Annotated in this window: 24 protein-coding genes; 14 read left to right on the forward strand and 10 right to left on the reverse strand. The window is 72.5% G+C overall.

The window, feature by feature from the left end; translation table 11 throughout:
* Positions 1 to 53 precede the first annotated feature (53 nt).
* Positions 54 to 575 (forward strand): hypothetical protein, encoded by a 522-nt coding sequence (locus QI633_RS26785; RefSeq protein WP_282427690.1) that lies wholly within the window; start codon positions 54 to 56, stop codon positions 573 to 575.
* Here QI633_RS26785 and QI633_RS26790 read toward each other — a convergent pair.
* Both QI633_RS26790 and QI633_RS26795 read right to left on the reverse strand, forming a co-directional pair.
* Positions 572 to 1,582, reverse strand: a complete 1,011-nt coding sequence (locus QI633_RS26790; RefSeq protein ID WP_282427691.1) for an IS481 family transposase — start codon at positions 1,580 to 1,582, stop codon at positions 572 to 574. The genes QI633_RS26785 and QI633_RS26790 overlap by 4 nt on opposite strands.
* Before the next feature lie 135 nt (positions 1,583 to 1,717).
* Positions 1,718 to 2,125, reverse strand: a complete 408-nt coding sequence (locus QI633_RS26795) for a hypothetical protein (RefSeq protein WP_282427692.1) — start codon at positions 2,123 to 2,125, stop codon at positions 1,718 to 1,720.
* 81 nt (positions 2,126 to 2,206) lie between these two features.
* Here QI633_RS26795 and QI633_RS26800 point away from each other — a divergent pair, with 81 nt between their 5' ends.
* Together QI633_RS26800 and QI633_RS26805 are read left to right on the forward strand one after the other, a co-directional pair.
* Positions 2,207 to 3,337, forward strand: a complete 1,131-nt coding sequence (locus tag QI633_RS26800) for a peptidoglycan bridge formation glycyltransferase FemA/FemB family protein (RefSeq protein WP_282427693.1) — start codon at positions 2,207 to 2,209, stop codon at positions 3,335 to 3,337.
* A gap of 3 nt (positions 3,338 to 3,340) precedes the next feature.
* On the forward strand, positions 3,341 to 4,417 hold the full coding sequence (locus tag QI633_RS26805) for an alanine racemase (RefSeq protein WP_282427694.1): 1,077 nt from the start codon (positions 3,341 to 3,343) through the stop codon (positions 4,415 to 4,417).
* 39 nt (positions 4,418 to 4,456) lie between these two features.
* On the opposite strand, the gene QI633_RS26810 is transcribed toward QI633_RS26805, so the two are convergent.
* Genes QI633_RS26810 through QI633_RS26825 form a run of 4 tightly spaced genes read right to left on the reverse strand, consistent with a single transcriptional unit; the run spans position 4,457 to position 9,540 of the window.
* Entirely contained in the window at positions 4,457 to 5,893 is a 1,437-nt protein-coding gene (locus QI633_RS26810; RefSeq protein WP_282427695.1) for a glycosyltransferase 87 family protein, read from the reverse strand.
* A 3-nt stretch (positions 5,894 to 5,896) separates the two neighbouring features.
* On the reverse strand, positions 5,897 to 8,149 hold the full coding sequence (locus QI633_RS26815) for a transglycosylase domain-containing protein (protein ID WP_282427696.1): 2,253 nt from the start codon (positions 8,147 to 8,149) through the stop codon (positions 5,897 to 5,899).
* A gap of 24 nt (positions 8,150 to 8,173) precedes the next feature.
* Positions 8,174 to 8,677, reverse strand: coding sequence for a sigma-70 family RNA polymerase sigma factor (locus QI633_RS26820; RefSeq protein ID WP_282427697.1), 504 nt, complete (start codon positions 8,675 to 8,677; stop codon positions 8,174 to 8,176).
* A complete protein-coding gene (locus tag QI633_RS26825; RefSeq protein ID WP_282427698.1) occupies positions 8,674 to 9,540 on the reverse strand; it encodes a hypothetical protein in 867 nt (288 codons plus the stop codon). Before QI633_RS26825 ends, QI633_RS26820 begins: the two co-directional genes overlap by 4 nt.
* 187 nt (positions 9,541 to 9,727) lie before the next feature.
* Between QI633_RS26825 and QI633_RS26830 the strand changes: the two genes are divergently transcribed.
* Together QI633_RS26830 and QI633_RS26835 are read left to right on the forward strand one after the other, a co-directional pair.
* Positions 9,728 to 10,321 carry a PadR family transcriptional regulator gene (locus QI633_RS26830; RefSeq protein ID WP_141796542.1) on the forward strand — a complete coding sequence of 198 codons (594 nt, stop codon included), beginning with the start codon at positions 9,728 to 9,730 and terminating at the stop codon, positions 10,319 to 10,321.
* Between the two features lie 74 nt (positions 10,322 to 10,395).
* On the forward strand, positions 10,396 to 11,481 hold the full coding sequence (locus QI633_RS26835; RefSeq protein ID WP_141796541.1) for an inositol-3-phosphate synthase: 1,086 nt from the start codon (positions 10,396 to 10,398) through the stop codon (positions 11,479 to 11,481).
* A gap of 200 nt (positions 11,482 to 11,681) precedes the next feature.
* Here the strand turns inward: QI633_RS26835 and QI633_RS26840 are convergent, their stop codons facing one another.
* Together QI633_RS26840 and QI633_RS26845 are read right to left on the reverse strand one after the other, a co-directional pair.
* On the reverse strand, positions 11,682 to 12,650 hold the full coding sequence (locus tag QI633_RS26840; protein WP_141796540.1) for an endonuclease/exonuclease/phosphatase family protein: 969 nt from the start codon (positions 12,648 to 12,650) through the stop codon (positions 11,682 to 11,684).
* A 30-nt stretch (positions 12,651 to 12,680) separates the two neighbouring features.
* Entirely contained in the window at positions 12,681 to 13,163 is a 483-nt protein-coding gene (locus QI633_RS26845; RefSeq protein WP_282427699.1) for an SRPBCC family protein, read from the reverse strand.
* Positions 13,164 to 13,303: 140 nt separating this feature from the next.
* Here QI633_RS26845 and QI633_RS26850 point away from each other — a divergent pair, with 140 nt between their 5' ends.
* The gene (locus QI633_RS26850) at positions 13,304 to 14,074 is read left to right on the forward strand and encodes an SDR family NAD(P)-dependent oxidoreductase (RefSeq protein WP_282427700.1); all 771 of its coding nucleotides are present in this window, start codon (positions 13,304 to 13,306) and stop codon (positions 14,072 to 14,074) included.
* A 7-nt stretch (positions 14,075 to 14,081) separates the two neighbouring features.
* Here QI633_RS26850 and QI633_RS26855 read toward each other — a convergent pair whose 3' ends face one another.
* A complete protein-coding gene (locus QI633_RS26855; protein WP_141800795.1) occupies positions 14,082 to 15,524 on the reverse strand; it encodes a CCA tRNA nucleotidyltransferase in 1,443 nt (480 codons plus the stop codon).
* Positions 15,525 to 15,614: 90 nt separating this feature from the next.
* Between QI633_RS26855 and QI633_RS26860 the strand changes: the two genes are divergently transcribed.
* The 8 genes from QI633_RS26860 (at position 15,615) to QI633_RS26895 (ending at position 25,375) form a co-directional block, all read left to right on the forward strand.
* A complete protein-coding gene (locus QI633_RS26860) occupies positions 15,615 to 17,864 on the forward strand; it encodes a DUF6049 family protein (protein ID WP_282427701.1) in 2,250 nt (749 codons plus the stop codon).
* On the forward strand, positions 17,861 to 19,552 hold the full coding sequence (gene murJ, locus QI633_RS26865) for a murein biosynthesis integral membrane protein MurJ (RefSeq protein ID WP_260805681.1): 1,692 nt from the start codon (positions 17,861 to 17,863) through the stop codon (positions 19,550 to 19,552). Before QI633_RS26860 ends, murJ begins: the two co-directional genes overlap by 4 nt.
* 64 nt (positions 19,553 to 19,616) lie before the next feature.
* Positions 19,617 to 21,533, forward strand: a complete 1,917-nt coding sequence (locus QI633_RS26870; RefSeq protein ID WP_282427702.1) for a protein kinase family protein — start codon at positions 19,617 to 19,619, stop codon at positions 21,531 to 21,533.
* Entirely contained in the window at positions 21,523 to 22,221 is a 699-nt protein-coding gene (sigM, locus tag QI633_RS26875; RefSeq protein ID WP_260805680.1) for an RNA polymerase sigma factor SigM, read from the forward strand. Before QI633_RS26870 ends, sigM begins: the two co-directional genes overlap by 11 nt.
* 43 nt (positions 22,222 to 22,264) lie before the next feature.
* Positions 22,265 to 23,056 (forward strand): hypothetical protein, encoded by a 792-nt coding sequence (locus tag QI633_RS26880; RefSeq protein ID WP_141796535.1) that lies wholly within the window; start codon positions 22,265 to 22,267, stop codon positions 23,054 to 23,056.
* A gap of 95 nt (positions 23,057 to 23,151) precedes the next feature.
* A complete protein-coding gene (trxB, locus tag QI633_RS26885) occupies positions 23,152 to 24,135 on the forward strand; it encodes a thioredoxin-disulfide reductase (RefSeq protein ID WP_141796534.1) in 984 nt (327 codons plus the stop codon).
* Between the two features lie 49 nt (positions 24,136 to 24,184).
* Positions 24,185 to 24,514, forward strand: a complete 330-nt coding sequence (gene trxA / locus QI633_RS26890) for a thioredoxin (RefSeq protein ID WP_141796533.1) — start codon at positions 24,185 to 24,187, stop codon at positions 24,512 to 24,514.
* 111 nt (positions 24,515 to 24,625) lie between these two features.
* Positions 24,626 to 25,375 (forward strand): hypothetical protein, encoded by a 750-nt coding sequence (locus tag QI633_RS26895; RefSeq protein WP_282427703.1) that lies wholly within the window; start codon positions 24,626 to 24,628, stop codon positions 25,373 to 25,375.
* On the opposite strand, the gene QI633_RS26900 is transcribed toward QI633_RS26895, so the two are convergent.
* On the reverse strand, positions 25,362 to 26,015 hold the full coding sequence (locus QI633_RS26900) for a GNAT family N-acetyltransferase (protein WP_282427704.1): 654 nt from the start codon (positions 26,013 to 26,015) through the stop codon (positions 25,362 to 25,364). The two genes, QI633_RS26895 and QI633_RS26900, sit on opposite strands and share 14 nt — an antisense overlap.
* Positions 26,016 to 26,029: the final 14 nt, after the last annotated feature.

The raw sequence follows: 26,029 nt of genomic DNA on the forward strand, positions 1-26,029 counted from the left end.
CACGGTAGCGAACCGCTCTTGCGCTCTTTCGGATCACGCGTAATCTGAATTACATGATTACAACCGACCAGCGCGACCAGATCCGCGGCTGGTTCGCGGGACGCCTGCCGGAGGACCTCTTCGAGTCCGAGGTGGAGGTCACCGTCGACCGCGAGGAGATCACCGTCATCGGCCGCATCGCGGCCCCGAAGCTCGCCGAGGACGCCTCGGCGACCGAGCGCGAGGCCGCCGCCCAGGGCCGCATCCAGGAGTTCCGCGGGCGCACCCGCGACGCGCGGATCGCCATCGCCCGCGAGGCCGAGCGCCAGTTCGACCAGAAGGTCGCGTGGGGCGTCGAGTGCGACGGGACCAGGGCCCTGTTCACCCACCTGGCCGTCCCCGTCATGACCCGGCTGCGCCAGCCCGAGCGCGTCGTGCTCGACACGCTCATCGCCGGCGGCGTCGCCCGCAGCCGCAGCGAGGCGCTGGCCTGGTGCGTCCGGCTCGTCCAGCAGCACGCCGACGACTGGCTGGGCGAGCTGCGTGACTCGCTCGAGCACGTCCAGCGGGTCCGCGCGGCGGGCCCGGACGCCTAGATGTGATGCCCAGCCAGGTTGTCCAGCCTGGTGATGGGTGCGGCCTTCCCGATTGCTGAGTGGGGCCGGTGGTGGTTGTACTCGTGGATCCATGCTGGCAGAGCGGCGAGCCGGGCTGACTCGGAGTTGTAGAACTTCTTGAATGCCCAGCCTTCGGCCAGGGTGCGGTGGAAGCGCTCGATCTTGCCGTTGGTCTGCGGACGGTAGGGCCGAGTCTTCTTCGGCGTGATGCCCAGATCGGCACAGGTGTCGCGCCACAAGTGGGACTTGTAGCAGCTGCCGTTGTCGCTGAGCACGCGCTTCACGACGACGCCGCGTTCGGCGAACCAGGCGACCGCGTTCTTGAGGACCTCGGCCGCGGTCTCCTTGGTCTCGTCGTCGTGAGCCTCGACGTAGGCCACGCGGGAGTGGTCGTCGACAACGGTGTGCAGGTAACAGGTCCCGATCACCGGGTTGCGCCACTTGTTGCGAGGCACGCCTGTTCGCGCGACTGTGGCCGACCGGTTCTTCTCGCCCTGCTGACGCCCGACGTAGCGCCAGCCGCCGCCGTCGGGGACCTTGCCGAGTTTCTTGACGTCGACATGCATCAGGTCGCCGGGCTTCTCGTGCTCGTAGCGGCGGATCGGCTCGCCGGTGGCGCGGTCGATGTGGGAGAGGCGGTTGATCCGGCAGCGGACCAGGACCGCGTGCACGGTCGAGGCAGGCATGTTGAGGCGGTCGGCGATCTCGACGGGGCCGAGTCGCTGCTTCCAGCGCAGGTGCACGATCTTGCGCACGATCGGCGCCGGTGTGCGGTTCGGCTGCCGATGCGGGGCTGAGGACCGGTCGAGCATTCCGTCCGGTCCCTCGTCGCGGTAGCGATCGGCCCACTTCTTCGCTGTGCGCCACGAGACGTCGTAGCGCTCGGCAGCTCGAGCTGGCGGCCAGCCGTGATCGACGATCAGGCGCGCAAGACGTAGGCGCGCACGTGGGGTCAGGGCTGCGTTGGCATGGGTAGCGTGTGACACGAAGGCCTCCTGCGGTGGGAGCGGTTCCTAGACAGCTCCACTCCACACCCGGGAGGCCTTCGTCCATCTACAGCTCAGACCGTGTCGTCACACGATCTCGACCAACGTGCCTGGGCATCACACCTAGATGGGCAACTAGGGCGTGTCGCGGCCCGGGCGGTCGCCGAGCCAGCCGAGGTTGGTCGCGACCTGCTCGAGCGAACCGAGCAGTGCGTCGTACTGCTCCGGCGAGAGGCCCTCGGCGGCCCGCTCGGCGACCGCCTGAACCGGGCCGTCCTGGACCTCGCTGACCAGCTCGCTGCCGGACTCGGTCAACCGGTACTCGCCACTGCGGTGCTCGACCAGCCCCGCCGCCACCAGTCCCTCGGCGGCGGGGAGCAGCTCGACGGCGACGTCATCGGCGACGGCGCCGTGCTCGAGGCGCCCGAGGGCGTGCCAGTCACGACGGCTCAACCCGCGCTCGGCCAAGGCATCCGCGACCTGGTCGTCGAGCAGGCGGTCGAGCGTGGTCAGCCAGTAGCCGAGCGGGCGCGGTGCGGTCATGGCCCCGCGGTACCCCGCTCGCCGGGGCTCACCCCGCCGCACCCGTCCGATAGGCCCGATAGGCCCGATAGGTTGGTCCCCATGCCCAGCGTGCGCCCGATCAGCCCGACCGAGCACCGCGACCACCTCGCCACCCTGCCGTCCGCGAGCTTCCTGCAGACACCCGGCTGGGCGCGGGTGAAGAGCGAGTGGCGCAGCGAGTCGCTCGGCTGGTTCGACGACGCGGGGAAGCAGGTCGGCGTCGCGCTGGTGCTCTACCGCAAGCTCCCCAAGCTCAACCGCTACCTCGCCTACCTGCCCGAGGGGCCGGTCATCGACTGGGGAAGCGACGACCTCGGCGCCTGGCTGGACCCGATGGTGCGGCACCTGAGGAAGCAGGGCGCGTTCGCCGTACGGATCGGGCCCCCGGTGGTCACCCGGCGATGGACGACGGCGCAGGTCAAGGACGGCATCGCCGACCCGGCGGTCCGTCTCCTCGGCGAGATCCCGCCCGCCGAGCGCACCCCGGCCGGCGCGCGCGTGGTCGCCCAGCTCCACGAGCTCGGCTGGCGCCACCAGGGCGTCGAGGGCGGCTTCGCCGCGGGCCAGCCGCAGTTCGTGTTCCAGGTCCCGCTCCGTTCTGCCGACGGCACCCAGCTCAGCGAGGACGAGGTCCTCAAGGGCATGAACCAGCTGTGGCGCCGCAACATCAAGAAGGCCGCGAAGGAGGGCGTCGAGGTCACCCGCGGCACCCGCGAGGACCTGGCGGCGTTCCACGAGCTCTACGTCCACACCGCCCAGCGCGACCACTTCACGCCGCGTCCGCTGAGCTACTTCGAGACGATGTACGACGCCCTCTGCGCCGACGCCCCGGAGCGGTTCACCCTCTGGCTGGCCCGCCACGACGGCGACCTGGTGGCCTCGACGATCGCGATCCGCGTCGGCGAGCACGCCTGGTACTCCTACGGCGCCTCGTCCACCGAGAAGCGCGAGGTGCGCGGCTCCAACGCGATCCAGTGGGCCATGATCCGCGACGCGATCGCCGCCGGCGCGGCCGTCTACGACCTGCGCGGCATCACCGAGACCCTCGACGCCGACGACGCGCACGTCGGGCTGATCCAGTTCAAGGTCGGCACCGGCGGCGAGGCGGTCGAGTACGCCGGCGAGTGGGACCTGCCGGTCAACCGGGCGCTCTACAAGGCCTTCCAGGTCTACCTCCAGCGAAGGGGCTGACCGATGAGCCTGACCCTCACCGTCGACGGGCCCCGCTGGCGCACCCACCTCGAGTCGGTCGCCGACGCGCAACCCGGGCTGGTCCCGGTCGCGAAGGGCAACGGCTACGGCTTCACGCTGGGCCGCCTGGCCCGCAAGGCGCAGTGGCTGGCCGAGCGCGGCCACGACGTACGCACCCTCGCCGTCGGCACGTACGACGAGCTGCCGGAGGTCGCGCAGCGCTGGCACGGCGACCTGCTGGTGCTCACCCCGTGGCGGCCCTGGGTGCCGCTCCCCGACGCCGCGACCGGCCGCCGGCTGGTCCACACCGTCAGCCGCCTGGCCGACCTGCGCGACCTGCTGCACGCCGACCCGGCCGCGCGGGTCGTGCTGGAGCGGATGACCTCGATGCGCCGCCACGGCATGGCCGCACGCGAGCTGTGGGAGGCCGGCGACCTGCTCCGCAAGCACCCCGGCGCCCGGGTCGAGGGCCTCGCCCTGCACCTGCCGCTCGGGCAGGGCACCCACCTCGGCGAGGTGACCCGCCTGGTCAACGACTTCGTCGCCGCCGAGGTCCCCACCCGCGGCACCCCGGAGGTGTGGGTCAGCCACCTCACCGACGCCGAGCTGACCACCCTGCGCAGCCAGTACGGCGACTTCACGGTCCGCCCCCGGATCGGCACCGGGCTCTGGCTCGGTGACCGCGGCGCCCTCCGCGTCACCGCGACCGTCCTCGACGTGCACCCCGTCGAGCGGGGTGACGCGTTCGGCTACCGCGGCCGCACCGCCCCGAAGTCGGGCCACGTGCTCGTCGTCAGCGGCGGCACCGCTCACGGCATCGGCCTCGAGGCGCCCACCGGCGAGCAGTCGATCAAGGCGCGGGCGGCGACGCTGGCCCGCGGTGGCCTCGACGCGGTCGGGTTCGTGCGCTCGCCGTACGCCATCGACGGCAAGCAGCGCCTGTTCGCCGAGCCGCCCCACATGCAGGCCTCGATGCTGTTCGTGCCCCACGGCGCGCGGGTGCCCGAGGTCGGCGAGGAGGTCGACGTCCGGGTCCGCTACACCGCCACGGAGTTCGACCGGGTCGTCGTCTCCGGCTGATCCCCGCGCCCCATGCGTTCTGGTCGCTGAATCGGCCGATCAGCCGCCAATTCGAAGGGGGCGCGGTTCCACGGCCACCCCCGGCTCGACCCGCTCCAGCGCGGCCGGGTCGTGCGCGGGCCGGTAGAGGTCGCGCACGATCACCGCGGCGAGGTAGAGCTCGCCGAGCACCCGGACGACGATGCCGACCCAGTAGAACCCGGCGTCCCCGCCGCCGGCCGGGGCGAGGTAGCCGCCGAGGTACCACCACACCGTGCAGAAGTAGAAGACCTCGCTCGCCTGCCACACGATCTGGTCGCGCCAGCGCGGCCGGGCCAGGGCGGCGAGGGGGAGCAGCCACAGGACGTACTGCGGCGAGTAGACCTTGTTGACCAGCAGGAAGCCGACCACGATCAGGTAGCCGAGCTGGGCCAGGCGGGGGACCATCGCCACGGGGCCGCGGCGCCCGGCGGTCATCCCGATCGCGAACACCCCGAGGCACCAGGCGCCGAAGAGCACCCACGACCACACGTTGACCGTGTGCGCCGAGATGCCGAGGTCGCCCGCCTGGTCGACGAGCAGCCACAGCGAGCCGAGATCGGCCTTCCGCTCGGCGTTGAACGACCAGAAGACCTTCCACTGGTCCGGACCGGAGAGGTACGCCGGCGCGTTGGCCACCACCCAGGCGACCACCGCCCACAGCGCGGCCAGCGCGAACCGCCCGACCCGACGCTGGCGCAGGCAGATCACCAGCAAGCCGCCGAGCAGGAACAGCGGGTAGAGCTTGGCGGCGGTGCCGAGGCCGATCAGCACGCCGGTGAGCACCGGCTTGTCCCGCGACCAGGCCCACAGCGCCCCGGCCACCAGAGCGACGGCGAGCAGGTCCCAGTTGATCAAGCCGGTCAGCAGCAGCGCGGGGGAGAGGGCGAACGCGGCCGCGTCCCAGGGCCGGGACCGGTTCGCGCCCGCCAGCAGCCAGGTCGCCAACAGCGCGAGCGCGGCGAAGCCGACGGCGTTCACGAGGAGGAAGAGGTTCTCCTCGTCGTTGACCTCCGGGTCGCCGTACAGGTCGGAGACGGGCGCCTTGTAGCGCGCCGCGACGTCCGGTGACCCGTTGAGCCAGTGCGTGACCCACGCGGTGCCCCACGCCCAGTAGGAGATGCCGACCGGGTACTCCATCACCTGGTACCGGGCCCGGGTCTGGTCGTCGTCGGAGTACGGCCAGGCGTGCTCGGCCATCCCCCGCGGCACGTACAGCGGCTTGAGGTCGGTGTAGCACATGTGGGAGTAGACCCAGTTCTGGTCGTGTCCCTGGGCGAGCGAGCACGGCGCCTTCTGCACGAGCCCCGCCGCGAACACCACCGCGGTGAGCAGCAGCAGGACCCGCGCCGGCGTCCACCACCGGTGCGGTCGCGCGTGGTCGCCCATCGGGCCGCCGACGACCTCGCTCAGCGCCGTGACGACCGCGTCGTCACGGGTGGGGTGGACGTGGGTCACCGGTCAGGGCCGGACGCGGGGGTTGTTCCCGTTGCCCGGGTTCCCGATGGTCGACCCGGTGGGGAACGTCGGCTGCGTCGGCTGCGTCGGCTGCGTCGGTGTCGGGGTCGGCGGTGGGACGAAGGTCGGCGGCGCCGTCGGCGGAGGAGTGACCGGAGGCGGAGCCTGCTCGGTCGTCTTCTTCTCCTTCGGCTTCTTGGACTTCTTCGGCGGCGGGGGCGGCGGCGGGACGTACTCGTGGCCCTCGGTCGGCGCCTCACCCTTGACGTACGCCGCGCCCGGCAGGTCCTCGACCTCCTCGCCGTCGAGGGCGCGCAGCATGACCGCGGTCCAGGTCTTGGCGGGGTAGGCACCGCCGAAGTACGACGGCAGCCAGTCCTTGAGCTGCTCGTTGCCCTTGCCGCGCACGTACATCACCGCGGTCGCGAGCTGCGGCGTGTAGCCGACGAACCAGGCCGAGGAGACGTCACCGTTGCCGTTGGTGGCGGTGCCGGTCTTGCCGCCGGCCGGGCGGTGCAGGCCGAGGGCCGCCGTACCGGATCCGGACTTGACGACCTGCTGGAGCGCGTAGCCCACGTCGTCGGCGATACCCTCGGGGACCGCGTCGTGGGTGGCGACCTTGTGGTCGAAGCGCACCACGCCGTCGCGGTCGACGACCTTCTCGATGATGTAGGCGTCGGCGGCGACCCCGCGGTTGGCGATGGTGGCGTAGCCGTTGGCCATGTTGATCGGGCTCACGGTCTGCGAGCCCAGCGAGACGCCGGTGTTGGGCTGCAGGCCCGGGCTCGAGGTCGGGATGCCGTACGCCGGCGTGGCGGCCTCGGCCGGCGGGATGCCCATCGCGTTGGCGGTGGTGATGATCTGCTGCGGGCCGTCGGGCATCGCCAGCGTCATGTCGATGAACGCGGTGTTGATCGAGTCCTCGGTGGCCTTGATCAGGTTGACCCGGCCGTAGCTGTGGTCGCCCTGGTTCTCGATCTCGCCGCCGCCCTCGAGCTCGTAGGGCGAGTTGCCGTCGAAGGTGTCCTTGAGCTCGAAGCCGGACTCGATGCCGGCGGCCAGCGCGAACGGCTTGAACGTCGAGCCGGCCTGGCCGCCGGACACGGCCCAGTTGATCTGCGACTCGAGGTAGTCCTGGCCGCCGTAGAACCCGCGCACCGCCCCGGTGCCGGGCTGGACCGAGGCGACCGCGACGTGCAGCTGCTTGGGCCCGAAGCCCTCCGGACGCTGCTCGGCGACGCCCTCGGCGGCCGCGGCCATCGCCTTCTTGGTGAAGGTCGTGGTGACCTGGAGGCCGCCGCCGTTGATCTCCTGCTCGCTGAAGCCGAGCCGGGTGAGCTCCTTGTGGACCATGCTCAGCACGTGGCCCCGCTGGCCGCCGTACTGCTCGCTCTGCTTGATCTGCGGGAACTTCGGCAGCGCCTCGCGCGCCTGGGAGACCTCGCCGGCGGGGGCCGTGCCCATCTTGGCCATCGAGTCGAGGACGTACTGGTAGCGGCCGAGCAGGCGCTGCGCCACGTCCTCGCCGTCGGCCGGGTCGAGGCCGTTGGGGTTGTTGAGGATCGCGGCCAGGGCGGCGGACTGCTTGAGGTTGAGCTGCGCGGCGTCCTTGGCGAAGTAGGCCTGCGCCGCGGCCTGGATGCCATAAGCGCCACGGCCGAAGTAGATGGTGTTGAGGTAGCCCTCGAGCACGTCCTGCTTGCTCAGCTGGTTCTTCACCTTGAGCGAGAGGATCGCTTCCTTGAGCTTGCGCTTCCAGGTGCGCTCCTGGGTCAAGTACAGGATCTTGACGTACTGCTGGGTGATCGTCGACGCGCCCTGGGTCGCGTTGCCCTGGGCGTTGCTGAACGCCGCGCGCAGGATGCCCTTCGGGTCGAGGCCGTTGTCGGTCCAGAAGGTCTGGTTCTCGGCGGCCACGACGGCGTCCTTCACCGTCTGCGGCATCTCGTCGTAGTCGATCGAGTCACGCTTCTGCACCGCGAACTGGCCGAGTTGGCTCTTGCCGTCGGAGTAGTAGACCTGCGTGGTCTCGGTAAGGAAGTCGGCGTTGGGGTCGGGGATGTCGATCGACCGGTAGGCGACGAAGAAGCCGGCGGCACCCAGCAGGGCCATCACCATGCAGGCGATCAGGCCCCAGATCGTGTACCGCTTCAGCCGCTGCTTCCAGGTCCGCGGCGTGCGGTCCTTCGAGCGGCCCTTCGAGCGCGCCTTCGCCCTGGTGGGCGACGCGCCGGACTTCCGTTTTCCCTGAACCACGCAGGACAGGGTACGGCGCGGGTGTCAGCCGACCCGATTTTCCGAGATCTGTCCACGCAGGGCCGCCAGCGCTCGCGACGACTGGCTCTTGACCGTGCCCTCGGCGATCCGCAGCTCGGCAGCGGTCTCGGCGACCGACAGTCCGAGCCAGTGGCGCAGCACCACCACCCGGCGCTGCATCGGCGGCAGCGCGCGGACGGCGGCGAGCAGGTCGGTGCGCTCGCCCGGCTCCAGCCCGGGCCGGGCCACGGGGTCGTGGCCGTCCAGGCCCGGCCGCTCACGACGCCACGGCCGGCGCCGCTCGTCGAGGTCCGCGTTGACGATGATGCGTCGTACGTAGGCCAGCTCGGCACCGGCGGCGTGCAGCCGCGGCCAGCTCACGTAGAGCTTGGCCAGGGCGGTCTGCAGCACGTCCTCGGCCCGGTCCCACTCGCAGCCGCACACGGCGTACGCGATCCGGCGCAGCCGGACCTGGTGGGCCTCGACGAACGCGGTGAAGGCGGCGTCCCGCTCCTCGCGGCTGCTCATCGCAGTCCCTGGCCCGAGGCGATCCGCGCGCGGGCGTAGGACAGGAACGCCGCGTACGTCGGCTCGGGCAGCACGCTGACGTCGACCGGGATCGCCTCGGACGGGCCGCCGGGGGAGCGGCGCACCAGCACGAACGAGGTCAACCCGTCAACGAGCACCTCGGCGACCGCGGTGTCGTCACCGGGTGCGGCGAAGCCGGGGACGTTCGGGTCCGGCCACTGGCGCAGGATCCGCACGCCCACGCCGGGCACCAGGTCGGTGCCGCCCTCGGCGAACGTGACGTACGCCGCCGGCTCGCTCCCACCCGCGAGGTCGACCATGTCGGCCAGCCACTGCTCGAAGCGCGCGTGCATCGAGCCCGCCGGGTCCCACGTCGCCCCGCCGCCGTCCGCGGTGTCGTCGAGGAGGTACCAGTACCTCTCCTCGCCGTTCGTCACCACCAGCCCGACCGACGCCTCGGGCGCGACCCGGTGCAGCGGGTTCGGCACCTCCCGCACGATCCGCCAGCCCCGCCGCAGCACGACCGCGCCCTGGTCGTCGTACCCGACGTGCTGGCCGGGGACCAGCACGTCGGAGATCCTCTGCTTCGGCCGCACCGTCGCCGTCTCGACGGGAGTCGGGGACGGCTGCTGGACCACCGGCGTCGGGTCCGGGGTGCTGCGCGGGCCGGCGCCGTCGGGGAGCAGCGCGACCGTCGTCGCCGCGGCCAGCACGACCGCCCCCGCCGCGCCGTACCGCAGGCGGCGGTTGCGCTGCCGCCGGCGACCGCTCGTGACGTACGCCGCCGCGGGGCGCGGGGCCGGCTCGTCGTCGTACCCGGCCTCGAGAGCGGCCGCCACCTCGTCCCACACGTCCGTGCTCATGCTCCCTGTACGTAGCCGGTCGCAGATCCGTTGCCCCGCGAGTTTCACCGGTCGGCCGGTGAAACTCGTGCTGGGACGAGGAACCTTCCTCGTCCAAGCGCCAGTTTCGTCGTCCAAGCCCCCCTGTTCGACACTCCCGATCCATCGGAAGTTCACGTCCCGCGGATATATCGCTACGATAGATCGCATGGCACGGCGCGGGGACACCATCGAGCTCGCAGTCCTCGGACTGCTGCACGAGGGACCCATGCACGGCTACGAGCTGCGCAAGCGGCTCAACCTGATGCTGGGCTGGGGCCGGCTGCTGTCGTACGGCTCGCTCTACCCCGCGCTGAAGAAGATGCTCCGTGGCAACCTCATCGAGGAGACCGTGCCCTCGGGTCCCCAGACCCGCCGGCAGCGGATCGTCTACCAGGTGACCGACCTGGGCACCGAGGAGTTCTCGCGCCTGATGTCGGAGGTGGGTCCGACCGCGTGGGAGGACGACACGTTCGACATCCGGTTCCGGTTCTTCTCCTCCACCGACATGGAGATCCGGCTGCGCGTCCTCGAGGGACGTCGCTCCCGGCTCCAGGAGCGGCTCGACCGCGTCCAGCGCGAGCTGGCCATGACGCAGGCCGAGGCCGACCGCTACGCCGCCGAGCTGCAGCGTCACGGGGTGGAGTCGGTCGAGCGTGAGGTCCGGTGGCTCTCGGAGCTCATCAACGCCGAGCGCAGCGGCCAGCAGGCACCATCCGGACCGGAGACGCCGACGTCAGCAGCACCGTCGACGCCGTCCTGACCGGCACCGCACAACGGTTCAGGTCAGCACCTGATCATTCACGAGATGTCATGAGTACCAAGGAAGGAAACCCCATGGGTTCGGTTCGAGTAGCGATCGCCGGCGTGGGCAACTGCGCCACGTCCCTCATCCAGGGCGTGCAGTACTACCGGGGCGCCGATGCCGCGAGCACCGTCCCGGGGCTCATGCACGTCCAGTTCGGCGACTACCACGTCGGCGACGTCGAGTTCGTCGCCGCGTTCGACGTCGACGACAAGAAGGTCGGCAAGGACCTGTCCGAGGCCATCAACGCCTCGGAGAACAACACCATCAAGATCAGCGACGTCCCCACCCTGGGTGTCGAGGTCCAGCGCGGCCCGACCCTGGACGGTCTCGGCAAGTACTACCGGATGACCATCGAGGAGTCCGCGGCCGAGCCGGTCGACGTCGTCCAGGCCCTCAAGGACGCCCAGGTCGACGTCCTCGTCTCCTACCTCCCGGTGGGCTCCGAGGAGGCCGACAAGTTCTACGCCCAGTGCGCGATCGACGCCGGCGTGGCCTTCGTCAACGCGCTGCCCGTCTTCATCGCCTCCGACCCGGTCTGGGCCAAGAAGTTCGAGGACGCCGGCGTCCCGATCGTCGGCGACGACATCAAGTCGCAGGTCGGCGCCACCATCACCCACCGCGTGATGGCGAAGCTGTTCGAGGACCGCGGCGTCGTGCTGGACCGCACCTACCAGCTCAACGTCGGCGGCAACATGGACTTCAAGAACATGCTCGAGCGCGAGCGCCTGGAGTCCAAGAAGATCTCCAAGACCCAGGCCGTCACGTCGAACCTCAACGGCCCGCTGGCCGGCGTCGGCGCCGACGACCGCAACGTCCACATCGGCCCGTCCGACTACGTCGCGTGGCTCGACGACCGCAAGTGGGCCTACGTGCGCCTCGAGGGTCGTGCCTTCGGTGACGTCCCGCTCAACCTCGAGTACAAGCTCGAGGTCTGGGACTCCCCGAACTCCGCCGGCATCATCATCGACGCCGTCCGTGCGGCCAAGATCGCCAAGGACCGTGGCGTCGGCGGCCCGATCATCCCCGCCTCGGCGTACCTCATGAAGAGCCCGCCGGTGCAGATCGAGGACACCGAGGGTCGCGCCCAGCTCGAGGCCTTCATCAAGGGCGTCTGACGCTCCCAGCTCCACCGGCTCCGGCCCGGCTCGCACCCGCGAGCCGGGCCGTTGCATTCCCGGTGGTCGAGGAGGTCGGGCCGCCGCGCCCCGGTGGTCGAGGAGGTCGCGCAGCGACCGTCACGAGACCCCTGGCCATGCTTCCGGGACTGTCCGCACGCAGTACCGGCAGCACCTCACCCGGTCTCGTGACGCGCCTCTCAGCAGGCGGGCGGCGGCTGCAGCTGCATCCGGGTCCACACGGCGCGGTGGTCGGACACGGTGGAGAAGAGGACCTCGGCCTGGACGGGGGTGAACCAGCCGTCGTGGAGGATGAAGTCGATCCGGCTGCCGGGGCGGTCGGCGGGAACGGTGGCGCCCTTGCCGGAGCCGACGGCCCAGGAGTCGCCGAGGCCGGAGCCCTTGAGGATGGCGATGGGGCGGGAGTCGGGACCGGTGTTGAGGTCGCCGCCGAACAGCTTGGGCAGCGGGTCGGCGGCCATCAGCTGGACGACGGTCTTCGCCTGCACCCGGCGGGCCTTGCGTCCGCGGTGGTCGAAGTGGCTGGCATAGACGCTGACAGGTACGCCGGCCACGTCGAGCTGGGCGTGGAGCAGTCCGCGCAGCTCCTTGCCGCCGGCCATCGGCAGGTGCGTGTTGGTGGCGGAGGTGATCGGGAACCGGGTCAGGATCGCGTTGCCGCGCGGGCCGGCGCCGGTGTTGCGCGAGTTGCCGCCGTACACGTGGTTCAGGCCGGTCCTGGTGCCGAGGACCGCGGCCTGGTCGAGGTTGCCGCTGACCGGGCGGCCCTTGTCGACCTCCTGGAGCAGGACCACGTCCGGCTTCCAGCCGCGGATCTCCTCGGCGATCCGGTCCAGCTCGACCCGGCCGTTGTGGGCGGTGCCGAAGTGGATGTTGAAGGTCATCACCGTCAGCTGTGCCGGCGCGGGGGTCGGGCAGGTCGGTGGGGCCGTCGGCGGTGGCGTCGGAGTCGGCGGCGGCGGCTCGGTCCGGGTGGGGGTCGCGCCCGAGGAGGGCGGCGGGGGCACCGTGGTGACCGGCTCGCCCGGACCGGCACCCGGCGGCGGCCGGGACGGCCCCTGCACCAGGAGCACGACCACGACGGCGACGAGGACCACCGCGGCAACCGCGACGGTGGCGACCTTCGTCGCCCGGCTGCCCTCGGTCACGCGCCTATGAGACCAGACCCGGGATCAGGCTCAGGCCTCGGCCTCGGCCTTGATCCGCTCCAGGGTCTGCCGGATGCCGCGGCGCAGCTCGTCGGTGAACGGCTTCTGGCCGCCGAGGACCAGCTTGGTCAGCGCCATCGACAGCCCGGAGATGCCGTCGGGGGTCTCGCGGCGCTCGGTGAGGCGGGTGCCGCCGTCGGCGGTCGGCGCGAGCTCGAAGGACCACACGGTCCGGTTCTCGCGGATCCGGAACGCGAAGTCGCCGGGCGTCGAGGCGGTCGGCGGCTGGAAGCGGATGACCTTGCCGCCGGTCGGCCAGCGCTTGATGCCCTGCTTGTTGAGGTTGCTGAAGACCGCGCCCTGCTTGACCACGCCGCCCTTGACGGTCGACTTCACGACCTGCGGGCTCCGCTTGGACATCGCCGGGATGTCGGTCACGAGCGACCACACCTTCTCGGCGGGGGCGGAGATCTCGATCGAGTCCTCGAGCAGCTTCTCGTACGTGTCGGCCATGGCGGTGCCTTCCGTGGGAACAGGGCGGTCCCCGGCAAACTACCCGCAGGTAGCAGACCGGCGGTATGTGACGCCGCGCACACGATGCGACGTCCGATTGCCGCCAGACCCGGCCCGCCCGGTCCGAGCAGGCTGGACGCATGACGACAACGAACACGAAGCCCACGACGAACGAGAGGGTCGCCCTCGTCACCGGCGGCAACCGCGGTCTCGGCCTCGCCACCGCCAGGCGCCTCGGACGCGAGGGCGTGACGGTGGTGATCGGCGCGCGTGACGAGACGCGAGCCCGGGCCGCGGTGCTCGGGCTGCGCGAGGCGGGGGTGTGGGCCAGTGCCGTGCCGCTGGACGTGGACGACGACGCGAGCGTGACGGACGCGGCCGAGCGGATCCGCCGCGAGCACGGCCGGCTGGACATCCTGGTCAACAACGCCGGGATCCTGCCGGAGGCGACCGCGACCGACGCGGTCGATCCCCTCGACCCCGACCTCTTCTGGCGCACCTTCCGCACGAACGTGCTCGGCGCCGTCGCCGTCACGGCGGCCGTGCTCCCGCTGCTCCTGGAGTCCGATCGCGGCCGGGTCGTCAACGTGTCGAGCCGGATGGGCTCGCTGAGTGATCAGCTCGACCCCGCCTCGCCGTACCACTCCCTGGTGGTGCCGGCCTACCAGTCGTCGAAGGCGGCGCTCAACGGACTGACGATCGCGCTGGCCAAGAAGCTGGCGGGTACGACGGTCAAGGTGAACGCGGTGTGCCCCGGCTGGGTGCAGACCGACCTGGGCGGTCCCGACAACCGGGCGGCCGCGCCGACGCCCGCCGACGAGGCGGCCGAGGTCGTGGCGCGGGCGGCACTGATGGGCGAGGCCGGTCCGTCGGGCAGCTTCTTCGACGCCGACGGTCCGGTGCCCTGGTAGCGACCGGTCAGCCGCGGGCGGCCCACCAGTCCCGCAACGCGGCGGCGGCGTCCTCCTGTGACATCGGGCCGTTGTCGAGGCGCAGCTCGAGCAGGAACCTGTACGCCTCGCCGACCTCGCGGCCCGGCCCGATGCCGAGCAGCGTCATGATCTGGTTGCCGTCGAGGTCGGGCCGGATCGAGGCCAGCTCCTCCTCGGCGGAGAGACGGTCGATGCGGGCCTCCAGGTCGTCATAGGTACGACGCAGCCGGTCGGCCTTCTTCTTGTTGCGGGTCGTGCAGTCCGCGCGGGTGAGCACGTGCAGTCGCTCGAGCTGGGAGCCGGCGTCGCGGACGTAGCGGCGTACGGCCGAGTCGGTCCACTCGCCCGAGCCGTAGCCGTGGAACCGCAGGTGCAGCTCGACCAGGTCACCGACCGCGTCGATCTGCTCGTTGCTGAACTTGAGCGCCTTCATCCGCTTGCGGGTGAGCTTGGCGCCCACGACGTCGTGGTGGTGGAAGGTGACCACGCCGTCGTCCTGGAAGCGGCGGGTGCGCGGCTTGCCGACGTCGTGCATGAGCGCGGCGAAGCGGGACACGAAGTCGGGGCCCTCGGGGGCGCCGGCGCGCGCGGCCAGCCGCGGCTCGAGGTCGATCGCCTGCTCGAGCACGGTCAGGGTGTGCTCGTAGACGTCCTTGTGGCGGTGGTGCTCGTCGCGCTCCAGCTTGAGCGCGGGCAGCTCCGGCAGCACCCGCTCGGCGAGGCCGGTCTCGACGAGCAGCTCGAGGCCGAGCCGGGGGTGGGGCGCGCAGACCAGCTTCACCAGCTCGTCGCGCACCCGCTCGGCGGAGATGATCTCGATCCGGTCGGCCATCTCGGTCATCGCCCGCACCACGGCCGGGTCGACCGCGAAGCCGAGCTGAGCGGCGAACCGGGCGGCCCGCATCATCCGCAGCGGGTCGTCGGAGAAGGACTGCTCGGGGGTGCCGGGGGTGCGGATCACGCGGTGCGCGAGATCCATCACGCCGCCGTACGGGTCCTCCACCTCACGACCCGGCAGCCGGACCGCCATCGCGTTGACGGTGAAGTCGCGCCGGCCGAGGTCGCCGGCCAGGCTGTCGCCGTACTGCACCTCCGGCTTGCGGGAGTCGGGGTCGTAGGCCTCGGAGCGGTACGTCGTCACCTCGACCACCCAGTCGCCCTTGCGGCAGCCGATGGTGCCGAAGTCGCGGCCCATGTCCCACCAGGCGTCGCCCCAGGCCTTGAGGATCCGGTCGGTCTGCTCGGGGCGCGCGGAGGTGGTGAAGTCGAGGTCGTTGGACCGGCGGCCGAGCATCGCGTCGCGCACGGGGCCGCCGACGAGCGCGAGCTCGTGGCCCCCGGCGGCGAAGAGCGCACCGAGCTCGTCGATCACCGGGGAGATCCGGTCGAGCTCGGCGGCGACCGCGGCCTGGACGTCGACCAGCCTCAGCGGGGCACTGGTCGGCGTCTGGTCGGGCGTGTCGGTCACGGGCGGAGAGTCTAGGCGGAGGCACTCAGGCGGCCCTACTACCCTCGGTCCGTGGTCCGCCGTCGTTCTCGCCTGCTCGCAGGTCTGGCGACCGCTCTCGCGCTGGGTGTCGCGCTGCCCGGTGTCGCGCTGCCCGCGCACGCGATCCCGGACGCTGCGCCGAGGCACGCGGAGTACGACCCGCCGCTCGAGATCAGCATCGACGCGCTCACGCCCGGGCTGCTGCCCACCAGCGGCCCCCTCGTCGTCAGCGGCACGGTGACCAACGTCGACCTCGAGACCTGGCAGCGGATCAACCTCTACCCGATGTTCGGCTCGACCGCCCCGGCGATGACGACCGAGGAGGAGCTCAGCTCCGCGGTCGCCACCGACCCGGAGGCCGAGGTCGGCCAGCGCTACACCGACGACCTCGCGGTCCGCGCCGAGGTGGACTCGCTCGGGCCGGGGGAGAGCACCGACTACACGATCCGGATCCCCCAGCGGGTCCTGCGCCTGATGTTCGCGACACCCACCACCGGCGTCTACTGGTTCGGCGTGCACGCGCTCGGCGAGAACGCCGACGGGCGCGACAAGCTGGCCGACGGACGGGCCCGGACCTTCCTGCCGTACGTCGCCCCGGGCGCCGGCGAGCCCGTCGACACCGCCGTCGTGGTGCCCCTGCGCGGCCGGGTCGCGCACTCGGCCGACGGCGAGCTGGGTCGCACCTCGTGGTGGGAGGAGGCGCTCGCGCCGGACGGCACGCTCGGCGGGCCGCTCGCGTTCGGTGCCGCCGGCAACACCCGGCCGGTGACCTGGCTGGTGGACCCCGCGCTGCCGGACGCGGTGAGCCAGCTCGCCGCCGGCAACCCGATCCGCGAGATCGCCCCGGTCGCCCCCGTCGACGAGCCGTCCGAGAGCGACAGCCCGTCGCCCAGCGAGTCGCAGAGCGACGACGCCGGCGAGGGCGGCGACGACGGGGCCGAGGTCGGCGGCGCGACCCTGGAGCCCGACAGCACGCTCGTGCGGGCCGCCCAGACCTGGCTCGACAAGGCCGGCTCCGTGCTGCCCGACGACACCGTCGCCCTGCTCCCGTACGGCGACCCCGACCTCGCCGCCGCGGCGCACGCCCTGCCGAGCCTCTACGACACCGCACGCAAGCACCCGTCGCCGACGCTGGCCGCCTGGGGCATCGAGGGCACCCCGGTCGTCGCGTCGCGCAATGGCTACCTCGACGCCGGCGCGATCGAGAACGTCGACGACGACGCGACCGTGCTGCTCGGCGAGCAGATGTTCGGCGCCGAGGACTATCCCGACGGCCCGCCCGTGGGCGGCCTGGTGGGCAGCCGGCCGGTCGTACCCACGAGCACCGCCACCGCCAAGGGTGGCCCGGGACCCGACCGGGCGCTGGCTCCGGTGGCGCTGCGCCAGCGGCTGCTCAGCGAGGCGGCGATCCGCATGATCGCCGCCCACGGGGGACGGCCGGCCCCGATCGTCGACGTCCTCCCGTCCGGCATCGACGCGGCCGACGCCTCCGAGTTCTGGTCGCAGCTGGACCCGGCGCTCGTCTCGCTGGTGTCCCTGCCGACGATCACGCACACCAACGACCTGGCCGCGGGCGCCGACGGCGCCGGGCGCCAGATCGACCCCGACGACCTCACCTACCCCGAGGGCCAGGTCGCCGCGCAGCTCGACACCAGCGTGTTCAGCGAGGCCGGCGCCTTCATCCGCGCGGGACGCTCGCTGCAGAGCATCCTGGGCGAGGGCTACACGATCGGCGACACCGTCGTGGGCGAGGCGCTGGCCGGCACGTCGTACGCCATGCGCGACGACTCCGACGCCGCGCCGCGGCTGGGCCGCTCGCGCGACTGGGTGACCGGCCAGCTCGACATGGTGACCCTCGACGCGCCCCAGGGGGTCACGCTGTCGAGCAGCTCCGGCAGCTTCAACGTCGCCATCGCCAACACCCTCGACCACGCCGTGACCGTGCGGATCGAGGCGGCCACCGACTCCGAGGCCACCATCAGGGCCGCGAACCCGATCGTGCTGGCGGCCAACAGCCGCTCGTCGGTCCCGATCAGCGCCGACATGCACGGCACCGGCGTCCACAACGTCCGGCTCCGCCTCACCGACGCCGACGGTACGCCGATCGGTGCCGAGGACGAGCTGCCGATCCGTTCGGGTCAGGTCGGGGTGGTGATCTGGGCGATCATCGGCACGGGCGCCGGCATCCTCTTCGTCGCCATCGGCATCCGCCTGGTCCGCCGCTTCCGCTCGCGCGGCCAGGGCAGCGGCCCCGGCGAGCCCGGCGAGGTCACTGCGTGAGCGAGACCGACGACGCGGCCGGCGGGGAGCAGAGGAGGATCCTCGCCAACACCGCCGTGATGGCGGCCGGCACGATCGTGTCGCGGTTCAGCGGCTTCATCCGCTCGACCCTGCTCGCGGCCGCCCTCGGCATCTCGCTGCACGCCGACATCTTCACCGTGGCCAACACGGTGCCGAACATGCTCTACATCCTGCTCGCGGGCGGCGTCTTCAACGCGGTGCTGGTGCCGCAGCTGGTCCGGTCGATGAAGAACGACCCGGACGGCGGCGCGGCGTACGTCAACCGGGTGATGACCCTCGCCGCCTGCTTCCTGGGCCTGGTGACGGTGCTGCTCGTGGTCGCCGCGCCGCTGGTGATGCAGGTGCTGGTGCCGAGCTACAACGCGCCGCACCTCGCCGAGCAGCGGCAGTCGGCGATCGACTTCGCGCGCTACTGCCTGCCGCAGGTCTTCTTCTACGGCATGTTCGTGCTGGTCGGCCAGGTGCTCAACGCGCGCGGCCGGTTCGGCCCGATGATGTGGGCGCCGATCGCCAACAACATCATCTCGGTCGGGGTCCTGGTCGCCTACCTGGTCGCCTTCGGCCCGGCGACGCCCGCCGAGCAGCGCGGCGCGTTCACCCCCGGTCAGGAGGCCCTGCTCGGCATCGGCTCGACGGTCGGCATCGCCGCCCAGCTGCTCATCCTGGTGCCCTACCTGCGCGCGGCCGGGGTGCGGGTGCGACCGCGGTTCGACTGGCGCGGCGTCGGGCTCGGCCACACCCTGCACCTGGCGATCTGGACCGTGCTCTTCGTCGTCGTCAACCAGATCGCGTATGTCGTCGTGGTGCGCCTCGCCTCGGGCGGCACCGCCGCCGCCGAGGACGGCACCGGCATCACGATCTACTCGAACGTGATGCTCGTGACGATGGTCCCGCACTCGATCATCACCGTCTCCCTGGCGACCGCGATCCTGCCGCGGCTCTCGGCCGCGGCCGCCACCAGCGACATGGGCCGGCTCGCGACCACCCTCGGCGCGACGCTGCGCACGGCGCTGTCGGTCGTCGTACCGTTCGCGGCGCTGCTGCCCTCGATCGCGCTCCCGTTGGCCCAGGTCGTGTGGGGCCACGGGGCGACCGCGCCGTACGTGCACCGGTTCGAGTCGTCGATGGTGCTCTTCGGCTTCGCGGTCGTCGCGTTCACCGTGCACTACCTGGTCCTGCGCGGGTTCTACGCGCTCGAGCTCAACAGGCTGGTGTTCTTCGTGCAGTGCGCGATCGCGGCCACCAACATCGGCCTCGCGGTGCTGTTCGTCAGCCGGGTCGACCCGTGGGACACCTCCCCGATGCTGGTGCTGGCGTACGGCGGCGCGTACACCGTGGGCGCGACCCTCTCCTCGGTCGTGCTGCTGCGCACCCTGCGTCGCGGCGGCATGCCGCGCGGCGCGGTGTGGCACCGGCGCGGGTTCCTGCTGCGACTGCTCGCCGCGAGCGTGGTCGTGTTCGTGGTCGGCCGGTTCCTCGACATCGTGGTCACCGACACCGTCGTCGAGCTGGTCGGGCCGGACCCGCACTGGCTGTGGGCGGCTCTGGAGGTGGCGATCGTCAGCGCCGGTGCCGGAGGCGTCCTGCTGGCCCTCGCGCGCCCGCTGGGCCTCGACGACGTGACGTCGGTCGCCGACACCGTCAGCAGGCGGCTGAGCCGCCGCTAGTTCCGGCGCCGGCCGGACTAAGGTGACCGCAGGGACCACGAGGGCGGATCGGCAGGGGGACGAGGTGGCGACGTCGACGCGGTCGGGCGATGTCCTCGCCGGCCGCTACCGGTTGATCGACCTGCTCAGCGAGAGCGGCGGGGGACGGTTCTGGCGTGCCCACGACCGGGTCCTGGAGCGGTTCGTCGCGCTGCACGTCATCGCCCAGGACGACCCCCGCGCCCACGAGCTGATCGAGGCGGCCCGCACGTCCGCCCAGGTCCTCGACCCGCGGATCCTGCGCGTGCTCGACGCCGAGGAGGAGGACGGGCGCTGCTTCGTGGTCAACGAGTGGGGGACCGGGATCTCGCTCGACATCCTGGTCACCCACGACGGGCCGCTGACGCCGCGCAACGCCGCCTGGCTGGTCGCCGACGTCGCCGACGCCCTCGCGCGGGCGCATGCCGCCGGCGTCACCCACGGGCGGCTCAACCCCGAGAACGTCCTCATCGACAGGTACGGCGCGGTGCGCATCATCGGGATGTGCGTCGACGCCGCCCTGCACGGCCTCTCGCCCGGCGACGTCCAGGGCGACCTCGAGGACCTCGGCGGCCTGCTGCACTGCGCGCTGACCGGCACCTGGCCGGGCCCGTCCGGCTCGATCGTGCCGGCCGCACCTCGCGAGAACGACACCACGCTCAGCCCCCGCCAGGTGGTGGCGGGCGTGCCGCAGCCGCTCGACGTGCTGTGGCGCGAGCTCGACCAGCGCAGCGGCGCACCCCGCTGGCGCCGGCGCAGCGCCGACCACCCCGACGTGTCCTCGGCCGCCGGCATCGCCGGCGAGCTGCTGGCGTTCGTCGGTGACCCGACCGGGGCACCCACCCGGCTGGCCCGCGCCATCCCGCCGATCAACGAGCTGCGCCCGGTGTGGCTGCCCGCCCTCGCCGACCCGCTGCCGCATGACGCCTCCCGCGACGACATCCCCGTCGTAGCGCCGGCCCCGGAGCCGGACCCCGAGCCCGACCCCGAGCCCGACCCGGAGCCTGAGCCCGAGCCGGACTCCGAGGACGAGCCGCCCATCCCCCTGGTGACCGAGCTGCCCACCGAGGCCGGGATGCCGGTCTTCGGCGACGACGAGGACGTCACCTGGCTGCGCACCCGCAGCACCCCGCCGCCCCCGCCCCCGCCCTTCGAGGACCTGCCGGAGCGACCGCTGTTCGCCCCCGACCCGCCGGGCGGCGGCCGGCGCCGGCTGCCCCCGGTGCCCTCCGAGCCCGAGCCCGGCGCACCGCCTCCGGGCGTCACACCCACCGGGTTCTGGCCGTGGGACACCGACACCGGTCCCGACGAGCACGACTCCACCGACAGCCTGGAGACCGTGCCCGGCCGCAGCTGGCTGCGGCTCGCCATGGCCGTCGCGCTCGCGGTGCTGCTGCTCGTGGCGGTGGCGATCGCGTTCAACCTCGGCCGCGGCCGCACCGCCCTCGGCGGCGACCCGAAGGACACTCCGAGCACCGCCGAGACCAGCGCGGGCCGGGCCGCGGCCATCGACGGGGTCCGAGTCAGTGCCTTCGACCCGCTCGGCACCGACGGCGACGAGAACGGCTCGCTGGCCGAGGCCGTGGTCGACGGCGACACGCAGACCGGCTGGCGCACCGACACCTACTTCGACCAGCTCGGCCCCACCGGCCTCAAGACGGGCGTCGGCCTGGTCCTCGACCTGGGACGGACCCGCACGGTGGCCTCGGTCGACGTACGCATGATCGACGAGGGCCTGATGAGCCCCGACCAGGTCGGCCTGTACGCCGTCGACGGCGCCACCGCACCCACCGAGGCACCCATCGGCAGCCCGCTGGCGACCGCGAAGGGCGGCGGCCGGTTGACCCTGTCGCCTGCGGCCTCGGTGAGGGCTCGCTACCTTGTCCTGTGGTGGACGGCCCTGCCGGAGGTCTCCGGTGGCTTCCGGGCCGAGGTCTCCGAGGTGGTGGTCCGTGGTGAGTGACGAGGTGCTGACCGATCACGAGCTGCTCGCTGCGCACGTCGCGGGCGACGCCACCGCCTTCGGCACCCTCGTCACCCGGCACCGCGACCGGCTGTGGGCCGTCGCGCTGCGCACCTGCGGCCACCCCGAGACCGCCGCGGACGCCCTGCAGGACGGCCTGGTCTCCGCGTTCCGCCGCGCCGGCACCTTCCGCGGCGACGCCGCCGTGACCACCTGGCTGCACCGCGTGGTGGTCAACGCCTGCCTGGACCGGCTGCGCGCCGAGAAGGTACGCCGAGCCGAGCCGCTCCCCGACGACCTCGACGACCTCGAGCCCGGCCGCCGGCACCGCGAGACCGCCGGGCACGCGACCGACCCGGCCGAGCACGGTGTCGTGGTCGAGCGCCGCGAGCGGGTCCTCGACGCGCTGCGGACCCTGCCCGAGGAGCAGCGGGCCGCGATCGTGCTGGTCGACATGGAGGGGTACCCCGTCGCCGAGGTGGCCCGGATCCTCGACTGCGCCGAGGGCACCGTCAAGAGCCGGTGCTCCCGCGGCCGGGCCCGGCTGGCAGTGCTGCTGGCCGACGTCCTCGAGCCCGCCGACGACGACACGGTCCCCCCGCCGCACGCCGCCGGGAACCCGACGGGCGCCCCGGACGTCGGATCGGTGACGCCCCGCGGACCACCCGCCGGGACCGCCGTCGACTGACCACCCACCCGTCCCTCCGCGACGCCCTGCCAGGAACCCCCACATGAACGACGCCCACCAGCCGCTGACCTCCGCCGAGGAGGACGCCGTCCGGCGCGCCCTCGCGGACGCGGGCGGCCCGGTGCCGATGCCGGCGGACGTCGCCGACCGGCTCGACGGCGTGATCGCCGACCTGGCCGCCGAGCGCACCTCCGGCACCCGCCCCCTCGGCGGGGTGCACGAGTCGCATCCCGAGGCGGTCGTCGTACCTCTCGACCCGGCCGCGCTGCGTCGCCGGCGCCGGGTCCGGGTGCTGTTCGCCGCGGCCGCGGCGGTCGCGGTGGTCGCCGTCGGCGTCGGGATCGTGTCCGACCACCAGTCCGGGGAGGACCTGTCCGCGGCCAGCGAGGCCGCCAAGGACGACTCGGCCCGCGGCACCGCCACCGGCGAGGCCGGCGGCACCGCCCTCAAGGAGGCGCCGGAGGCCGCAGCCGTCCCCAGCGGCACCACCGCCGACTCGAGCGGACCGCACGTCGAGGCACGCCGGGTGCCCACCGACGAACCGCTGCGCGAGGTCCGGATCGCCCACCTGCGCGAGGACCTGGTCGCCCTCCAGCACGTCACGCTGCCGCACCCCAGCAGCGCCGACTACTCCGGCGCCACCCTCGCGGCGCCTGACGGCTTCGTGTGCGACCCGGCCTCCTTCGGGCCCGGCCACCTCGTCGGCATCGAGTACGACGGCAAGCCGGCCGTCGTCGCCTTCCGCGCCCCGGTCGGCTCGACCCAGGTCGCCGAGGTGCTCGCCTGCGGCACCGGTGACGTGCTGCACTCCACCAGCCTCGCCGCGACCGGCTGACCCTCTGCTGGACCGGGACGGGCGCCCGGGAATCCGGCGGCCTACGATCTCGTTGTCGAAGTTGTCCGTCGTACCAGATCCAGGTCGGGAGTCCCATGTCCGAGTCCGCCACGTCCGAGCCCCGCAACGTCATCGTCATCGGGTCCGGGCCGTCCGGCTACACCGCCGCGATCTACGCCGCGCGGGCCCAGCTGAACCCGCTGGTCTTCGAGGGCTCGGTCACCGCCGGCGGCGCGCTGATGAACACCACCGAGGTCGAGAACTTCCCGGGCTTCCGCGACGGCATCCAGGGCCCCGCCCTGATGGACGAGATGCGGGCCCAGGCCGAGCGCTTCGGGGCCGAGCTGGTCGCCGACGACGTGGTCGAGGTCGACCTCACCGGCGACATCAAGATCGTCAAGACCGCCACCGACACCTACACCGCCCGCGCGGTGATCCTGTCCACCGGCTCCGGCTACCGCAAGCTCGACCTCCCCAACGAGGAGCGGCTCTCCGGTCGCGGTGTCTCCTACTGCGCGACCTGCGACGGCTTCTTCTTCCGCGAGCAGCACATCGCGGTCGTCGGCGGTGGCGACTCCGCCGTCGAGGAGGCCACCTTCCTCACCCGCTTCGGCTCGAAGGTCTCCCTGATCGTGCGCCGCGACGAGCTGCGCGCCTCGAAGATCATGCAGGAGCGTGCCTTCGCCGACCCCAAGCTCGAGATCGTGTGGAACTCCGTCGTCGAGTCAATCAACGGCGAGGACTCCCTCGAGTCCCTCACGCTCAAGGACACCGTCACCGGCGAGACCTCCGAGCTGCCCGCGACCGGCCTGTTCATCGCGATCGGCCACGAGCCGCGCTCCGAGCTGCTGGTGGGTCAGGTCGACCTCGACGACAACGGCTACGTCCTGGTCCAGCCGGGCTCGACGGCCACCAACATCCGCGGCGTCTTCGCCGCCGGTGACCTGGTCGACCACACCTACCGCCAGGCGATCACCGCCGCCGGCACCGGCTGCGCCGCCGCCCTCGACGCGGAGCGCTTCATCGCCGAGCTCGACCACGCCGCCGCGACCGCCGGGAATGTCCCGGCCGGCGCGTAGGTTCAACTACACAGACTTCACGTTCACCAAGATCCGAAGGAGCGCCCCCGTGGCCGACAACATCTCCGCCGTGACCGACGCCGAGTTCGACGCGCAGGTCCTCAAGTCCGACAAGCCCGTCCTCGTGGACTTCTGGGCCGAGTGGTGCGGCCCGTGCCGCCAGGTCGCCCCGATCCTCGACGAGATCGCCGGCGCGCACGGCGACAAGATCACGTTCTTCAAGATGAACGTCGACGAGAACCCGGTCACCCCGGCGTCCTACCGCGTCACCGGCATCCCGACGATCAACGTCTACCAGGGCGGCGAGGTCGTGAAGACCATCGTCGGCGCCCGTCCGAAGGCCGCGATCCTCAACGAGCTCGCCGACTTCATCGCCTGACATCCCCCCGCAAGGCCCCCGGTCCTCGGACCGGGGGCTTTCGCATTCCCCACCGGGTTCGGTCCGCAGCGCCCACAATGTCCTCGCTCCCGACCGAAGACCGGAGGACTCATGGGGAACCACTCGTCGGTACGACGGCGCCCACCGGACCTCAGGCAGGTGCTCGCCCGGGTGCTCGTCCGGGTGCTCGCCGTGCGGCTCGTCGCCGGCACGGCCGTGGTGCTCGGGCTGCTGCTGACCGGGCGGGGCGTGCCCCCGCCGGAGGTCACCGGGCCGGTGCCCAGCGCCGGGACGACGCCGGTCGCCGTACCCGTGCAGGTCGGGGACGAGGAGCGTGCTGCCGTGCTCAGCCTCGCCGCGACCGCCACGGCGCAGATCCTGGACCGGACCGCCGACCCGAACGCGCTGATGACGCCGCGCTACGCACGCCTCTACCGGCGGGCCGTCGACGACGGCTCGGTTCCGGTGGCGGCCGCGACGGTCGTCGGGACCGGGCTGATGGGCATCGACCGCGACGAGGCCGACGTCCTGGTGCTCCTCGACCGGGCGCCCGCCGAGCCGGCGGACATCGCGCTGCACCTGCGCCGCGACCGCGGGAGCTGGCGGGTCGACGACCTGGGCCAGGTGACCGCCGCGGTCTCCCACCTCGACGAGCCGGACCCGGAGCGTCAGGACGTGCTGGCAGCCGCCGGTCAGGCGGTGCCGGGGGAGGTGCTCGCGGCCGGGCTGGCGTCGTACGGACCCTCGGCGGCGAGCGTCCTCGTCACGACCGACGGCGGTCGGCTCCGGGTGAACCTGACCCTGGTCGACGGGACCTGGCAGCCGAAGGTGTCCGAGCTGGAGCCGGTCAGCGCCGGCTGACCGGCGTCGGGGCGTGCTTGGGCCGTCGTACGACGCCGACGAGCCGCTCCCACGCCGCCTCGACCTCGCCGCGCCAGGTGACCAACGAGCGCATCTCCATCCGCATCCGCGGCGTGACCGGGTGCGCACGCTGCGTCTTGAACCCCACCCGGGCCAGGAAGTCCGCCGGTACGACGCAGTCGGGGACCCGGCCGGGCAGGCGGCGGCCGGTGCTGGCGAACGCCTCCACCGCGCGGATCCCGTCGCGCCCGACGAGGTCGCGGGCCATGCCCTGCACGAGCAGCCGGCCGATCCCGCCGCGGCGGTGGTCGGCGCGCACCCACGCCGTGGTCAGCAGTACGGCGTCCACGGACACCGGGGCGGTGGGGAAGGCCGCCGCACCCGGCACGTACGAGGCGGGCGCGTAGACGAGGTAGCCCGCCGGCTGGCCGTCGACGACCGCCACCCGGCCGCAGGAGCCCCACTCGCGCAGCAGCTCGGAGACCCAGGCCTCCTTCTCGGCCGCGCGCTCCTCGGCGTCGAGGCGCTGGCGGTGCACCGGCTCCCGCTCCCAGAACAGGCAGGAGCGGCACGGCGCGTCCGTGTCGTCGAACAGCGCGTCGAGCAGGTCGAGCGTGAGGGGGACCGTGGTCCGGGCCACTCCTCGATCCTACG

This window comes from Nocardioides sp. QY071, assembly GCF_029961765.1.
Classification (GTDB): domain Bacteria; phylum Actinomycetota; class Actinomycetes; order Propionibacteriales; family Nocardioidaceae; genus Nocardioides.

Bases quoted from the DNA above. Each gene is read 5' to 3' on its own strand.
- QI633_RS26785 (WP_282427690.1), top strand. From the start codon at position 54: ATGATTACAACCGACCAGCGCGACCAGATCCGCGGCTGGTTCGCGGGA.
- QI633_RS26830 (WP_141796542.1), top strand. From the start codon at position 9,728: ATGGCACGGCGCGGGGACACCATCGAGCTCGCAGTCCTCGGACTGCTG.
- QI633_RS26850 (WP_282427700.1), top strand. From the start codon at position 13,304: ATGACGACAACGAACACGAAGCCCACGACGAACGAGAGGGTCGCCCTC.
- QI633_RS26825 (WP_282427698.1), bottom strand. From the start codon at position 9,540: ATGAGCACGGACGTGTGGGACGAGGTGGCGGCCGCTCTCGAGGCCGGG.
- QI633_RS26795 (WP_282427692.1), bottom strand. From the start codon at position 2,125: ATGACCGCACCGCGCCCGCTCGGCTACTGGCTGACCACGCTCGACCGC.
- QI633_RS26845 (WP_282427699.1), bottom strand. From the start codon at position 13,163: ATGGCCGACACGTACGAGAAGCTGCTCGAGGACTCGATCGAGATCTCC.
- QI633_RS26820 (WP_282427697.1), bottom strand. From the start codon at position 8,677: ATGAGCAGCCGCGAGGAGCGGGACGCCGCCTTCACCGCGTTCGTCGAG.
- trxB (WP_141796534.1), top strand. From the start codon at position 23,152: ATGTCCGAGTCCGCCACGTCCGAGCCCCGCAACGTCATCGTCATCGGG.
- QI633_RS26805 (WP_282427694.1), top strand. From the start codon at position 3,341: ATGAGCCTGACCCTCACCGTCGACGGGCCCCGCTGGCGCACCCACCTC.
- QI633_RS26800 (WP_282427693.1), top strand. From the start codon at position 2,207: ATGCCCAGCGTGCGCCCGATCAGCCCGACCGAGCACCGCGACCACCTC.
- QI633_RS26880 (WP_141796535.1), top strand. From the start codon at position 22,265: ATGAACGACGCCCACCAGCCGCTGACCTCCGCCGAGGAGGACGCCGTC.
- QI633_RS26835 (WP_141796541.1), top strand. From the start codon at position 10,396: ATGGGTTCGGTTCGAGTAGCGATCGCCGGCGTGGGCAACTGCGCCACG.
- QI633_RS26895 (WP_282427703.1), top strand. From the start codon at position 24,626: ATGGGGAACCACTCGTCGGTACGACGGCGCCCACCGGACCTCAGGCAG.